14 protein-coding genes and 1 pseudogene are annotated in these 12,080 nt (G+C 44.4%); 11 read left to right on the top strand and 4 right to left on the bottom strand.

Annotated features, from left to right (window positions below; translation table 11 throughout):
- Positions 1–6 precede the first annotated feature (6 nt).
- Genes AC3CIA_RS22510 through AC3CIA_RS22535 form a run of 6 tightly spaced genes read left to right on the top strand, consistent with a single transcriptional unit; the run spans position 7 to position 4,437 of the window.
- Positions 7–342 carry a hypothetical protein gene (locus AC3CIA_RS22510; protein ID WP_017079279.1) on the top strand — a complete coding sequence of 112 codons (336 nt, stop codon included), beginning with the start codon at positions 7–9 and terminating at the stop codon, positions 340–342.
- Entirely contained in the window at positions 339–917 is a 579-nt protein-coding gene (locus AC3CIA_RS22515) for a DUF6162 family protein (RefSeq protein WP_171308619.1), read from the top strand. The genes AC3CIA_RS22510 and AC3CIA_RS22515 overlap by 4 nt, the downstream gene beginning before the upstream one ends.
- A gap of 49 nt (positions 918–966) precedes the next feature.
- Positions 967–1,902 (top strand): metal ABC transporter solute-binding protein, Zn/Mn family, encoded by a 936-nt coding sequence (locus AC3CIA_RS22520; protein WP_171308620.1) that lies wholly within the window; start codon positions 967–969, stop codon positions 1,900–1,902.
- Positions 1,902–2,636 carry a metal ABC transporter ATP-binding protein gene (locus AC3CIA_RS22525; RefSeq protein ID WP_171308621.1) on the top strand — a complete coding sequence of 245 codons (735 nt, stop codon included), beginning with the start codon at positions 1,902–1,904 and terminating at the stop codon, positions 2,634–2,636. Before AC3CIA_RS22520 ends, AC3CIA_RS22525 begins: the two co-directional genes overlap by 1 nt.
- The gene (locus AC3CIA_RS22530; protein ID WP_004731167.1) at positions 2,636–3,511 is read left to right on the top strand and encodes a metal ABC transporter permease; all 876 of its coding nucleotides are present in this window, start codon (positions 2,636–2,638) and stop codon (positions 3,509–3,511) included. The genes AC3CIA_RS22525 and AC3CIA_RS22530 overlap by 1 nt, the downstream gene beginning before the upstream one ends.
- Positions 3,512–3,513: 2 nt before the next feature.
- Positions 3,514–4,437: an ABC transporter substrate-binding protein gene (locus AC3CIA_RS22535; RefSeq protein WP_488519104.1), complete on the top strand. Its 924-nt coding sequence runs from the start codon at positions 3,514–3,516 to the stop codon at positions 4,435–4,437.
- Positions 4,438–4,565: 128 nt separating this feature from the next.
- Here AC3CIA_RS22535 and AC3CIA_RS22540 read toward each other — a convergent pair whose 3' ends face one another.
- The gene (locus AC3CIA_RS22540; RefSeq protein ID WP_488519105.1) at positions 4,566–4,784 is read right to left on the bottom strand and encodes a DUF2986 domain-containing protein; all 219 of its coding nucleotides are present in this window, start codon (positions 4,782–4,784) and stop codon (positions 4,566–4,568) included.
- Positions 4,785–4,881: 97 nt separating this feature from the next.
- Here AC3CIA_RS22540 and AC3CIA_RS22545 point away from each other — a divergent pair, with 97 nt between their 5' ends.
- Both AC3CIA_RS22545 and AC3CIA_RS22550 read left to right on the top strand, forming a co-directional pair.
- Complete coding sequence (locus AC3CIA_RS22545) at positions 4,882–5,397, top strand: GNAT family N-acetyltransferase (RefSeq protein ID WP_488519106.1); 516 nt, start codon at positions 4,882–4,884, stop codon at positions 5,395–5,397.
- A gap of 2 nt (positions 5,398–5,399) precedes the next feature.
- The gene (locus AC3CIA_RS22550; RefSeq protein ID WP_171312824.1) at positions 5,400–5,795 is read left to right on the top strand and encodes a nitrous oxide-stimulated promoter family protein; all 396 of its coding nucleotides are present in this window, start codon (positions 5,400–5,402) and stop codon (positions 5,793–5,795) included.
- A 150-nt stretch (positions 5,796–5,945) separates the two neighbouring features.
- Here AC3CIA_RS22550 and AC3CIA_RS22555 read toward each other — a convergent pair whose 3' ends face one another.
- Positions 5,946–7,343 carry an MATE family efflux transporter gene (locus tag AC3CIA_RS22555; protein WP_488519107.1) on the bottom strand — a complete coding sequence of 466 codons (1,398 nt, stop codon included), beginning with the start codon at positions 7,341–7,343 and terminating at the stop codon, positions 5,946–5,948.
- A gap of 50 nt (positions 7,344–7,393) precedes the next feature.
- Here AC3CIA_RS22555 and AC3CIA_RS22560 point away from each other — a divergent pair, with 50 nt between their 5' ends.
- The 3 genes and pseudogenes from AC3CIA_RS22560 (at position 7,394) to AC3CIA_RS22570 (ending at position 9,277) form a co-directional block, all read left to right on the top strand.
- The gene (locus AC3CIA_RS22560; RefSeq protein WP_488519108.1) at positions 7,394–8,287 is read left to right on the top strand and encodes a helix-turn-helix domain-containing protein; all 894 of its coding nucleotides are present in this window, start codon (positions 7,394–7,396) and stop codon (positions 8,285–8,287) included.
- A gap of 130 nt (positions 8,288–8,417) precedes the next feature.
- Positions 8,418–8,794, top strand: a pseudogene (locus AC3CIA_RS22565) (winged helix-turn-helix domain-containing protein).
- Positions 8,795–8,941: 147 nt separating this feature from the next.
- Positions 8,942–9,277: a winged helix-turn-helix domain-containing protein gene (locus AC3CIA_RS22570; RefSeq protein ID WP_017079269.1), complete on the top strand. Its 336-nt coding sequence runs from the start codon at positions 8,942–8,944 to the stop codon at positions 9,275–9,277.
- A gap of 158 nt (positions 9,278–9,435) precedes the next feature.
- Here the strand turns inward: AC3CIA_RS22570 and AC3CIA_RS22575 are convergent, their stop codons facing one another.
- Together AC3CIA_RS22575 and AC3CIA_RS22580 are read right to left on the bottom strand one after the other, a co-directional pair.
- Complete coding sequence (locus AC3CIA_RS22575) at positions 9,436–10,587, bottom strand: MFS transporter (protein ID WP_054546822.1); 1,152 nt, start codon at positions 10,585–10,587, stop codon at positions 9,436–9,438.
- Positions 10,588–10,857: 270 nt separating this feature from the next.
- The gene (locus tag AC3CIA_RS22580; protein WP_488519109.1) at positions 10,858–11,883 is read right to left on the bottom strand and encodes an AraC family transcriptional regulator; all 1,026 of its coding nucleotides are present in this window, start codon (positions 11,881–11,883) and stop codon (positions 10,858–10,860) included.
- Positions 11,884–12,080: the final 197 nt, after the last annotated feature.

The raw sequence follows: 12,080 nt of genomic DNA on the forward strand, positions 1-12,080 counted from the left end.
CGAACCATGACAATAAAAACAAAACTAAAATCGATAATCACTCCATGCTTGGCTTTGGGACTTGGTTTCGCTGCATTACCTGCGCAAGCACACTTTCCACTGATGAGCTGCTGGTTTGAAGGCAAAACTGTTGCTTGTGAAGCGGGGTATTCTGATGGCAGCAAAGCGATTGATTACGCGGTTGAGATGTACGATTACGAAGACAACTTGATTGCAAAAGAGATGACAGATAAACGCTCTATCGTTGAATTCCCAAATCCTGACACTGAGTTCTACCTTGTATTCGATTCAGGCCATGAGTTTCCTGTTGAAGTCGATGTTGTTGAGATCAGCGAGAAATGATGATTCAAGGTGTACGTGCTGATACGGGTGGCAGAGAAGGTAAATGGGTAGTGCTGAGCATTGTATTCATCCTTTGCTTTGCAACCGTCGCGATCCCATTTCATCAGGCAGAATCTCACGTTAAATCAGTGCTTGATCATCAAATCCTGGTGACTGATGTTGAACAAGAAAACTTGGCAATGTTGTCAGAGTTACGCTTAGCGCATGAAGAAATTCGTGACTTGCGTATGGACTCTGACGGTGAATGGCCGAGTGTTGTGTCACTTAGGGATGAATGGGTCGCGCCATTTGTTGAAGACCAGAGTTGGAAGCGCAAAGGTTCTCATGCTTGGCTATTGGACGAGCGTGGTTACTACTTTTCGACGCCAAGCGAATACGCTGCACAAAGCGAACATGGCTTTGCTGACTCCTTTATTTTAAACGCCAACAGTGTCTCTCCTGAAATCTGGATTTTCTTTGGTGGTGTAGCGAAACAGCCAGATACTTTTGACCAACACACGCTTGAGTCTACCGGTTGGAAATTGGTGGTGAATGAGTCAGAAGTTGCTGATCAGCATGATGCTTCTTCTCATTAACCCCAGATTCTCGAAAAACAAAATGTTCAAAAATAATAAGAGATTTACTATGCGAATTATGACTCTGTTCATGTCGTTATTGGCGGTGTTAATGACACCCAATGCATTAGCAAAAGAATATAAGATCGACAGTGATAAGCTGACGATTGGCATAACCCTTCAGCCTTATTTCAGCTACGTAAAAGCCGTGGTAGGTGACAAAGTGAACATTCTTCCTTTGGTTGATGCTGGATTTAATCCTCATAACTACTTACCGCAACCCAATGATTTAAAGCGATTGAGCCAGATGGATGCGATTGTGGTAAACGGTATTGGTCACGATGACTTCGCGCTTAAAGTGATTTCAGCCGCGCAACGTGATGACTTAGTGGTGATCGAAGCGAACAAAGAAGTGCCTCTACTTCCAGCATTAGGCCAGTCTGTTGGTCAAGGTGCCGTGAACCCGCATACGTTTGTTGGTCTTTCGACAACGATTCAAAAGGTTTACACCATCGCGAGTGAAGTCTCTAAGCTCGACCCAGACAACGCTACGTTTTATCGCAAGAACGCACGTAAATACGCCAAGCAATTTCGTTTTATGAAGCGTGATGCGATGTTGTCATTAGGTGAACTCGATACATCAGGCATGAAAGTAGCGACCACGCACAATGCTTATGGTTATATCCTTCAAGAGTTTGGTGTTGATGTAGCAGCTGTGATAGAGCCAGCACACGGTGTTGAGCCAAGTGCGAGCCAACTGCAAGATACGATCGAGAAGATCCGCGCATCGGGTATTGATGTTCTGTTCTATGAGCTCAACATGCCAAACCGTTTTGTTGACACCATTGAAGCGGAAACAGGCGTGCAGCTTTACCGTTTTTCTCACATGACACATGGCGAATATGCAGACGATAAAGTCGAAGTTGAGATGAAGAAGAACCTCGAGACGTTAATCGAAGCCATGAAATTTGCTGCGGCTAACCAAGCGAAGAGCGGGAACGCATAATGTTAGGTCCATCAATTTCAATTAATCACCTCGGTCTGCAATACGACAACAACGTCATTCTTGACGATATCTCACTAGAACTTAAAGCGGGTCAGTGCCATGTGATCATGGGGCCAAACGGCGGTGGCAAAACCTCTTTGCTGCGCTCTGTTCTTGGTTTGACGCCTTTCTCTGGGCAAATCGATATTCATTGGCCTGAAAAGCCAAGTATTGGTTACGTTCCTCAAAAAGCGACCTTCGAATCGAGCCTACCTCTAACGGTAATGGATTTCGTGTTACTTAACCAAACTCGAATTCCACTATTTTGGCGTCGTAAGTCTAAGCAATTGGATCTCGCACTCGCGCAATTGGATCGTGTGGGTATGGCGACACGTAGCGATCGCCGAATGGGACAGTTGTCGGGTGGTGAGCAGCAACGGGTGTTGTTTGCTCAAGCGTTGTTGGATAACCCAAGCTTACTGGTGTTGGATGAACCAACGACCGGTATGGATGAGCAGGGCGTTCGTTATCTTGAATCTCTAATTCGTGAATGTGTTGATGAAGGCCGCTCGATTCTTGCCGTTCATCACGATGTAACTGCAGTGCGTCGTCTTGAAGCGAATGTACATGTTGTGAATCGATTCTTGGTTGATAGTGGTCCACATGAACAGGTACTACACCCAAGTAAGATCGAGAGTCTATTCCAGCACTACAGCAGTGGCGCAGCTATCGTTAAATCGAAGGAGGTTGCGTAATGGATTGGTTACGACAACTTGCCATAAGTGGCGTTGAAGCGGGTTGGTTATCAGACAGCTTCATGTATGCGTTCATGGTGAATGCACTGGTTGCTGCATTATTACTGGGCCCGTTACTAGGTGGCCTTGGTACTTTGGTGATTGCAAAGCGTCTGGCTTTCTTCTCTGAAGCTGTCGGCCACGCGGCTTTAACCGGCATCGCTATCGGTGTTTTGCTTGGTGAGCCACCAGAAAACCCAATTATTGGTCTGTTCAGTTTCTGTATGATCTTTGCTTTGCTTCTTCATTTTGTAAGAAACAGAACCAATGTGCCATACGATACTTTAGTCGGCGTTTTCCTTGCGCTCGCTTTAGCGGTCGGCGCGGCATTACTGATGTACGTGGCACGTAAGATCAACATCCACATGCTTGAGAACGTGCTGTTTGGCTCGATTCTCACGGTAACAGATCAAGACTTAGCAATCCTCGCAGGCAGCTGCGCACTCATCATTTTGCTCTTGATACCGACGTTCAACCGTATTCTTCTCACTTGTATTAGCCCTGATATTGCCAAGGTTCGTGGCTATAACACCAGCTTTTATGACTACTTGTTTGTCATGATGATCACCTTAGTGACGATTGCAGCAGTGAAGATCGTGGGGGCGGTTCTTGTTGGGGCATTGTTGCTCATCCCTGGCGCGACGGCTCGATTGTTGACTAAACGCATGGGCAGCTTTGTTTTGCTTTCTGCGTTGCTGGCAACCATCGCGTGTTTGGTCGGAACGGTATTACCGATGGAGCTAAAACTGCCAGTGCCATCAGGCGCTTCAATCATCATCGTTTCTGCGACCTTTTTCCTAGCGGCGACGCTATACCGAATTATAAGAAAGGCATAACCATGACTTCTTTAATGAATCGTATCTCAATCTCAGTAAAAGCAGTGGCTCAAGTGAGTGCACTTAGTAGTCTGTTGTTGGTTGGCTCAATGGTGTCTCTCAATGTTAATGCTGAAGATATCCTAACCAGTACGCCTGTGACTTATGCGTTGGCGACTGAGCTGACCAAAGGCACAGACATTACTACTGAATACCTACCACCTAAACGCTACGGTATTGACCGTCTGCCGAATTGGTTTGGTACCAAGGGTGCGAGTAAAGTGCTTCAATCGGGCGAAAAGGCGACCGTTGCGGTAACGCTGTCGTCGATCTGGCAAGCTGATCCTACCTTTGTCTACGCAAGACAAGGCAATATCCGTTTGGTAGAGGTTGATGCCGCTCAAGCGATTACACCGCGTGCACAAGGGGTTGCAGCGCTTACGTTGTCGAATGGTGATGTTTCTAAATACGCGTGGTTAAATCCGACCAACTTAACACGCATGGCGGCGATCGTGGCTGACGACTTTAAGTTGTTGTGGCCGACACACGCAGAAACGATTGATAGTAACTTACAACGTGTGATGTTGGATGTTCGTGGACTGATCAACCAGCAACAAGCGGTATTATTGGATAACGATGTAGATTCAGTATTGTTGCTTTCAGAAAGCTTGGAAGATTTTGCTTCTGGTAGCCAACTGTTTGTTGAAGAACGTATGTTTAAAGCTGAACTGGAATGGACAGACGAAGACAAAGCCAAGCTTAAAGAGATGTTTTCTGAAGACGATGCTCTATGGTTAGTTACAGCGAAAAAGCCTACGACTTTGATTAAGTCACTGGTGCCTAATGAGCGTATCTTAGTGGTGGATTCTGTTGATCGTTGGGGTAGAGCAGGGATTAATGGAAAAGCGCCGTTTGCCCGTTGGAAGGTGCAGCCATTCAAACGCTAATCAGCGCGACTACAAATGGTAGGATCAAAAAAGCAGCCCAAATAGAGGCTGCTTTTTTGATCTTGTCCGTTGGCTCTGGTCAGAGTTTTGGGTCAGAGTGCTGGGCAAGAGTACTGCGAGTTTAAAACTTACTCTGCAGCTTTTGTCTCTTTAGTTTCGATACCAGCTTCTTCCGATTCAACAGTGCCTTCAGCTTGCTCTTGAGCGGCTTTCGCTTGCTCTTCAGCTTCCATTTTTGCGCGGTCAGCTTTAGAAATATAGCGAGGCTTGTTGCTACCATGCAGTTTAGACGTCGCCTGTTTCTGTCTTTTCTTTAGAATTTGATTGATTTTTTTCTTACGGTTCATTGCTGCATAGCCTTGTATTTAGTTTATGCGGTGGAGGATAATCATTTTAGATCTAGAACTCAATATTTACATGCTATCCAGCAAGGAAAATATCACTATGCAGGCAGTCGAAACCGCACGCTTACGATTAAGAATGATCGCACCTCAAGATGCGGCGTTTATTCAGCGATTATATAGCTCAGAAGATTTCTTACGTTACATCGGAGACAAGGAAATTACCGATACTGGCAAGGCTGTTGAATACATCGAAAACAACATTCTTAAGATGTATAGAGAGAAGGGTGTGTGTTTACTGATGGTCGAGATTAAAGAGTCTTCAACGCCAATCGGTGTCTGTGGTTTGATTAAAAGAGACACACTAGAGGCGCATGATATTGGTTATGGATTTGTACCTGCAGTATATGGGCAAGGTTTTGCAAAGGAGGCGGCACAAGCGATAATTGAACAAGCTCAACATAATGCTGATATCGATCATTTAGTTGCCATCACGACCTCTGATAATATTCGAAGCATCGCACTGTTGACTAAGTTGGGTTTTGTGTTTGAGCGAGTCGAGGACGTGTTAAGTGAAAACGTCAACCTCAACCTGTACGGTTTATCACTGAGTAATTAATCATGTTTCAACATAACAATATTCTGCAAGGCGAACTCGCAACCGAGTACAAAACTGTTATTGCGATGGTGCACATCTATTGCAAAGATCACCATGGTGCGGTTCGTCAAAATAACGCGTTATGTGAAGAGTGTGAGCAACTGTTGCGTTATGCAGAGACGCGACTTGATCGCTGTCCTTATGGTGAGGCGAAACCAACCTGCAATAAGTGTCCAATTCATTGCTATAAGCCTGACCCTAAAGAGCAGATGCGTTTAGTGATGCGATATGCTGGGCCAAGAATGCTACTCAAGCATCCGATTTTAGCGGTACGACATTTGATACATGAGAAGCGGAAAGTGCCAGAGAAGCCATTGCCGAATGTGTCGAACCGCCATATCCGAATGAATAAGAAGTAACACATTGTTTACTGTGTGAAAGTATGTGTAATGTGAAAGTAATCGAAACAAAAAAGGTCTGATTACTCAGACCTTTTTGATGTAGATACACTTCTATCTAAGCTTGAATGCAGCTAGGTAGCTAGGTAGCTAGGTAGCTAGGCAGGTAACTTATGCCGCTTGTGGTTCTTCATAGGTAACCGTTAGGTTATTGATCCAACGTCGGCTCAAGTATCGGTGTGAACAGATGGCCAGTTTCACCACTTCTTCTACCAACATCAGACCATAGATGTATTTGAAATCCCATCCAGCGACAAATGCGCCGTAAACACACACTGGAATCCCAACCATCCACATCGCGATGAAATCCATGCGCAGGCAGAATGCATTGTCACCACCAGCACGAATAATGCCGTTGATGATTACCATGTTTAGCATGCGAATTACGACAGCAAAGCACATGATGATCATTGCTGGCGCGGCGAGTGGGTATAGTTTCTCGTTTGTTAAGTTAAGCCAACTCAATACGTGCTCTTTGCCTAGGAAGAGGAGAAGGCCGACAACCGCACCAAATCCAATTACAGCCTTTATGAACGTTAGGCCCATGCTCATTGCGTCATCAAATTCATCACGGCCTAGCGAATGGCCAAGCAATACTGAACACGCTACAGAAATACCAAAGAAAATCGAGTAACACAGCGATTCGAACGGCGCGAGCATCGAGAAAACCGCCAGCTCTGTTGTGCCCATGTGACCGAAGATCATTTGGTATGCCATAGTACCCATTGCCCACAACACGGCATTCATGGTTAGCGGCAATGCAATACGTCGGTAAGAAAGCCACAGTGACGGACGATGTGGTGAGCTTGGAGTGGTTAACAGCCAGTGTTTACGCATACGCATGTAGCTATACATCAAGCCCACTTGAATCAATCGCGCTAAGGTTGTCGCCAATGCCGCACCCGCCACGCCCATTGCTGGAATGCCGAAAGCCCCTTTAATTAGAACGAAGTTAAGCGCGATGTTGAGTGCAATGGTAACACCACCTAATAATAGTGGAGTTACGGTGTCACCTGATGAGCGCATGCTCGCTTCAACCACGACCACAATGTGAGTCAGCAGCAAAACAGGGAAGCCATACCAAAGGTAAGTCGCGCCAAGTTCAATCACGGTTTGATCGCTGGTTTGCAACATCATTAAAAACTGAGAACCAAGAGTGATGATTGCAGTCACAGGTAGCAGAACTTTTAAGCCAAATACCATCGCGATAGATGACACTGTGCGCGCACTTTTTCGGTCATTCTTTCCCCAGTATTGGGCGACTAATGTTCCGTTTGCTGAGGCCAACCCTGCCATAATCATAATAGCAACGAAGTGCCATTTTGATGCAATTCCCACAGCCGCAGCTGCTTCCATGCCAAAATCACTGACCATTAATACGTCAGCAAGGGCAAGAATAGCAACCAGCGCACTTTGCAAAGCAACAGGCAAACCAAGTTTAACGATACGAGGTAAGATGCTCTCTGGCTTGTTATTCATAGATGAGTTAGGGTTGATGTTAGTTGTCATAAGCTCTCCAATTTATGGCAGAACTATAGTGATTTGAGTGAAGTAACAACATGTTTAAAAAACAACAAAACCTGTGCAAACCCGTCATTGAGACTATGAAGCCTAAATCAACTTGGCATGATGATGTTTTTCTCGCGGAACAGTGCAAAGAACGTTTTTTGACCGTTGAAGATATCCCAGAAATGAAAAGCTGTGGTGTTTATATGGGTGGCATGGCGAAGTTATATGACGCGTATTGGGTTGAACGTGAATCCGTAAACGTTCATACGCTAATTTTTACTCAAGAAGGGGGCGGAATTCTAACGACCGCAACCTCGGTACAAGCCATCACGCCATACACACTGGTGGTTCTGCCCGCGGAAACGCCATTTCGCTTTGAACTCGATCCTCAATACAACTATTGGAAAATGGCGTGGATGTTGACGCCTGATACTCCGCAATGGCAACATATTGCGAGTTTAGGTCAGAACATTGTGCCTTTTGGACAGTGTGAACAGATCTGGTCGCTGATGAATTTGGTTCACTTTGAAATTGGCGGCCGTGCAAGTTACAGAAAACTGCTCATGAGCGAGATTATTCGAACCTTAACGGGCTTTGAGCCCAAATCGACCAGCACCACGGCACGTGTTCAGGCGTTATACAACGAAATCGAGAGTAGTCTACATTTAGCGTGGACCGTAGCGGGGATGGCAGAACGTGTTTTCATCAGTGAAGAACAGTTAAACCGAGTCACTAAGTCGTTGTTTAACGTGTCTCCACGTAGCAAGTTGATACAACTGAGAATGGACAAAGCGACCAGCTTGTTGAAGCAGCAAGATTGGTCAGTGTCGATGATTGCCAACCGCTTAGGCTACAAAGATCCTTATAACTTCTCACATCGCTTTAAAAAGCATTTTGGTTTATCGCCAAGTCAATATCGAAAGAGTCATCGGGTTGCCGGTTAGCGTTGTTTATTTCCTCGATCAATTACGCAAGATCAATCTTTGCAGTAATAATACTGTATTGAGATATCTATCAATTTAGTATTTTTACTCTATTCGGTACTATTGGAAATATCCAAGAGGGTGACTGCATATGCAATGCGAGGAATTAATGCAACAAGCTATCAAAAGTGTGAATGATTTTGAATTCCCGTCAAAGGTTATTCTAAATAATAAAGAGTTTCAATCAGGCACTAAAATCGTACGCAAGCAGGGTTGTGGTTCAATAATAGGAACGCTTGCTGAGCCTCATCGTAAAGTACTTTTCTATCTTTACCTGAACAGAGGCCAAGTGGTGAGCAAGCAAATTTTGAAGCGTGTAGGATGGGCAGGTAAAGCGGTGACATCTGCATCTGTGTTGGTTGCCATTTACGAGATAAGGAGGATTCTTGACTGCCGTTGTATACAAACAGTTTCCAACGAAGGGTATGTCATGGAGTAATAAATAATCTTCTATTGATATCCTGTTAATATATTAATAATAAAAATTTAATCTCTTTACCGTACGAATTCCATTGATTATCGTCAAATCTAAAACGTCCACTTATAAGCGGCGTTATATAAATACGATCGAATCTGACTTTGTCGCTGGCTATATAGTAAGGGAATGATATAAAAATGGACTCTTATCCTGCAATAGAAACGAACCACTCTGAAAACAACGTAGTACTTGAACTAAACGGTAAAATTGTTGAACTCAACACCAAACTCATTCGCAATGTTGAAAATGGTTACGTACTGGCTACCATGCCTTTGGCGTACCGAAAGATCATTTTATTTATGAATCGACATCGAGGTGAACTGTTCAGTGTTGGCCAATTAAAGAAGATTGGCTGGGAAAGTGAGAAAGTGACCAACTCATCTGTGATTGTTGCGATATCCGAAATTAGATCATTATTCGGAGACGGATTAATCATCACGATTACTGGTGAAGGTTACGTATTTCAACCTTAACCTTCTGAAATAATAGATTTTATTGCTATTTGCTATTTGCTATTGTTTTTTTGTCGATCTTTCCTCCAGACGACATAAAACAAAAAGGGCTCTTAATTTAGACGGGAAGTCATAACTAAGAGCCCTAGTGATACAGTTCTTGTGCCTGTCTATTCCATTTACTCGCCTGCAATCTGTAGAGGAGAACGTTTTAGGCTAGCAATTAGCATGTAGATGGTTGTAGCGAGTAGAGACGCGAACAGGTAAGTGAATAAGCCTGCTTGTGAATCCATAAAGCTATCCGCAACCAATGGCCCTGCTACAGAGCCGATGCTGTAACACAACAACATAACTTGAGTCACTGAAACTAAGTAGCTCGGGTCTAAGTTACGACAACCCAAGTTAATCGCAATTGGGTAAAGTGCAAATGTTGCCATACCTAATACAAACAAGCTCATACCAAGAACGTAAAAATCATGGTTGATAGTGAGCACACCAATGCTTGCAACCCCTAGCATGCAGAACAGAGCCATTAATAACACTTGTCCTATGTGGTGAGACAACCACGTCACCATCGGTTGAACGGCCATACCACCCATGATCACTAACGCCATCAAACCGCCAATGTCTTGGTGTGCGATGTTGCGCTGAGCGAGTTCTACAGGCATCAATCCGTAAATAGACCCAAGTGTTAACCCAGAAACAATACAGCCAATCAAAGCGCTGTGACTTAGCTTGCTGATTTGTTTCAGTGATAAAGACTGCGCATCGTGAATTTGTGGTGCTGTTGCTTGTCCGTACATCAATACAATGATTGCTCCAAACAGCAGGGTGAACATTGCAATGAAAGGCACGCCGCCCGTAATACCAAGGTATCCGATGCCAAGTTGACCAACGGCCGAACCGCCATATAACGAACACATGTAAACCCCTAAACGTTTCGCACGTTGAGATTCTTCACCGCTCATTAGCCAAGATTCCACAATCACAAAGATCCCAGCGACTGAGACACCCGCGACGAAACGAGCCAACAACCAAACTGATTGATGTGGCGCCAACGGTAATACAAGAATCGTGGCGATAAATACGCTAAGTGCAATGACGAAAGCGTCTTTGTGACCAACGCGAGCGATCGCACGCTCAATCAATAACGTACCCGCTAAAAGACCTGCATAAAAGGCACTCGCCAACCAACTCGATAGATTACTGTCTAAGCCATACTCAGACAGCATTAATGGTAATGAACTCATTAAGTAGCCTGAAGCGATCGCGTAAAAAGACAATGCAATAACAGGAACAGTTATGCGAGTTGTTGGTTGGATGTTGTCCAATGCAGGAGCCTCTAAATAGTAAAAGAAACGATGAATTTTCCGCGACTATGGGGGAGAAACCGAATTGGGTAAAACGAATAAAAATGGTCGTTAAGATAAAAGAAATCTATCGTGTTTGTTGGCTAAAATACCGTTGTGATATTTCATGTTTTCGCGATATTTTCTGCGGTTAAATAGCCGATAAAGCGTTGTTCAAACGACTATTTAATTTGAAAGACGGAGAGAGATTCGTTGTATCCATCAGATTTTAATTTAGGGCGTTTAATCGTGTTAGACCACTTCTTTTCGGTATTGTCTGGGCGAGCTTCCACTCCACCTACGAAAGGCATGCCGAAAGTTCGCACTGTCTGAAAAACCCACTCTATCGGAGATCTCTTCAATACTCATATGCGTCGATGAAAGATAGTGTCGAGAGAGGTGAAATCGCACGTGATCCAATATTTTCTGATAGCTCGTGTCTGCAGCTTTAAGGTGTCTACGTAGTGTTCTAGAAGACATTCCTAATTCTGTGGATAGCGCCTCAATGGAAGGGTAACAGCCAGGCCTTTCAATAAACATTTGTGAGATCTTCTCTTTAAGGCTGGTGGGCGCGCTGACTCTAGCCAACATGTCGTCACAAGATTTTAAACACATTTGTAAGGTGATTGGGTTAGCCGTTGGTAAAGGTGAATATAGGCTTGTTGCATCGAACTGCCACTCAAGCTGCTCGCAATCAAACTCTACACGGCAACGGAAAATCTCCTGATAGAGATCGCCATAAGTAGGTTTAGGGTAAGGGAAGCGGATCACAAGAGAGGGAAACGGCTGTTGTAGCACTTCTTCACACAAACTTTGAATAGCGGAAAACCAATACTCACAACAGAAAGGCAACAAAGAGTCGAGCTCGATAAGTTGCTCAGCGCGAAAGTATCCGATTTGATGTTCAACGGACATGGTCTTCTTGAGAACAGGGCCCGCAAGACGCAGATATTTGAAGCCCATTAAAAGAGCGTCTAACAGTGTCTCACTGCTGAACACTGCGTAACCCAACACACCAAAATCACTGAATCGGGCTTCCTGTCCAACTTTTAGCCCTAACCCCTCTACGTTGGAACTCTCAAGCGCGTTACTGAACACCGCTAATTTTTGTGCGAGCGTGATGTGGGTATCGGGCGTATTAAGCTGGAACTCATCGATGTTACTGCCTTTCAATAACGTATCGACCGTCAAGGATGATGAAAAATAGCGAGACAATAGTTGAAGATCAAGAATACCAAATGCCTGCATATCCGGTTCGTAAACTGCGGTGTATTCCATAATATGCCTCTTGTTGAGTGTTCTTATTCTATCTTAACCACGAACATCTTTTCGTCGGCTGTGTTGCAATTATGTCCGAATATCACCGTTTTTTGTCTTTTTGCAACCTTTGCGGAATGTTATCGAAATGTTGTAATTTAATAAGTAATACACGGACACGTGTGCATAGGGTCGAAATAACAATAGATTAGAAACGA

Source organism: Vibrio sp. QJM3NY_27, from assembly GCF_057785955.1.

Bases quoted from the DNA above. Each gene is read 5' to 3' on its own strand.
- AC3CIA_RS22510 (WP_017079279.1), top strand. From the start codon at position 7: ATGACAATAAAAACAAAACTAAAATCGATAATCACTCCATGCTTGGCT.
- AC3CIA_RS22515 (WP_171308619.1), top strand. From the start codon at position 339: ATGATGATTCAAGGTGTACGTGCTGATACGGGTGGCAGAGAAGGTAAA.
- AC3CIA_RS22520 (WP_171308620.1), top strand. From the start codon at position 967: ATGCGAATTATGACTCTGTTCATGTCGTTATTGGCGGTGTTAATGACA.
- AC3CIA_RS22525 (WP_171308621.1), top strand. From the start codon at position 1,902: ATGTTAGGTCCATCAATTTCAATTAATCACCTCGGTCTGCAATACGAC.
- AC3CIA_RS22530 (WP_004731167.1), top strand. From the start codon at position 2,636: ATGGATTGGTTACGACAACTTGCCATAAGTGGCGTTGAAGCGGGTTGG.
- AC3CIA_RS22535 (WP_488519104.1), top strand. From the start codon at position 3,514: ATGACTTCTTTAATGAATCGTATCTCAATCTCAGTAAAAGCAGTGGCT.
- AC3CIA_RS22540 (WP_488519105.1), bottom strand. From the start codon at position 4,784: ATGAACCGTAAGAAAAAAATCAATCAAATTCTAAAGAAAAGACAGAAA.
- AC3CIA_RS22545 (WP_488519106.1), top strand. From the start codon at position 4,882: ATGCAGGCAGTCGAAACCGCACGCTTACGATTAAGAATGATCGCACCT.
- AC3CIA_RS22550 (WP_171312824.1), top strand. From the start codon at position 5,400: ATGTTTCAACATAACAATATTCTGCAAGGCGAACTCGCAACCGAGTAC.
- AC3CIA_RS22555 (WP_488519107.1), bottom strand. From the start codon at position 7,343: ATGACAACTAACATCAACCCTAACTCATCTATGAATAACAAGCCAGAG.
- AC3CIA_RS22560 (WP_488519108.1), top strand. From the start codon at position 7,394: ATGTTTAAAAAACAACAAAACCTGTGCAAACCCGTCATTGAGACTATG.
- AC3CIA_RS22570 (WP_017079269.1), top strand. From the start codon at position 8,942: ATGGACTCTTATCCTGCAATAGAAACGAACCACTCTGAAAACAACGTA.
- AC3CIA_RS22580 (WP_488519109.1), bottom strand. From the start codon at position 11,883: ATGGAATACACCGCAGTTTACGAACCGGATATGCAGGCATTTGGTATT.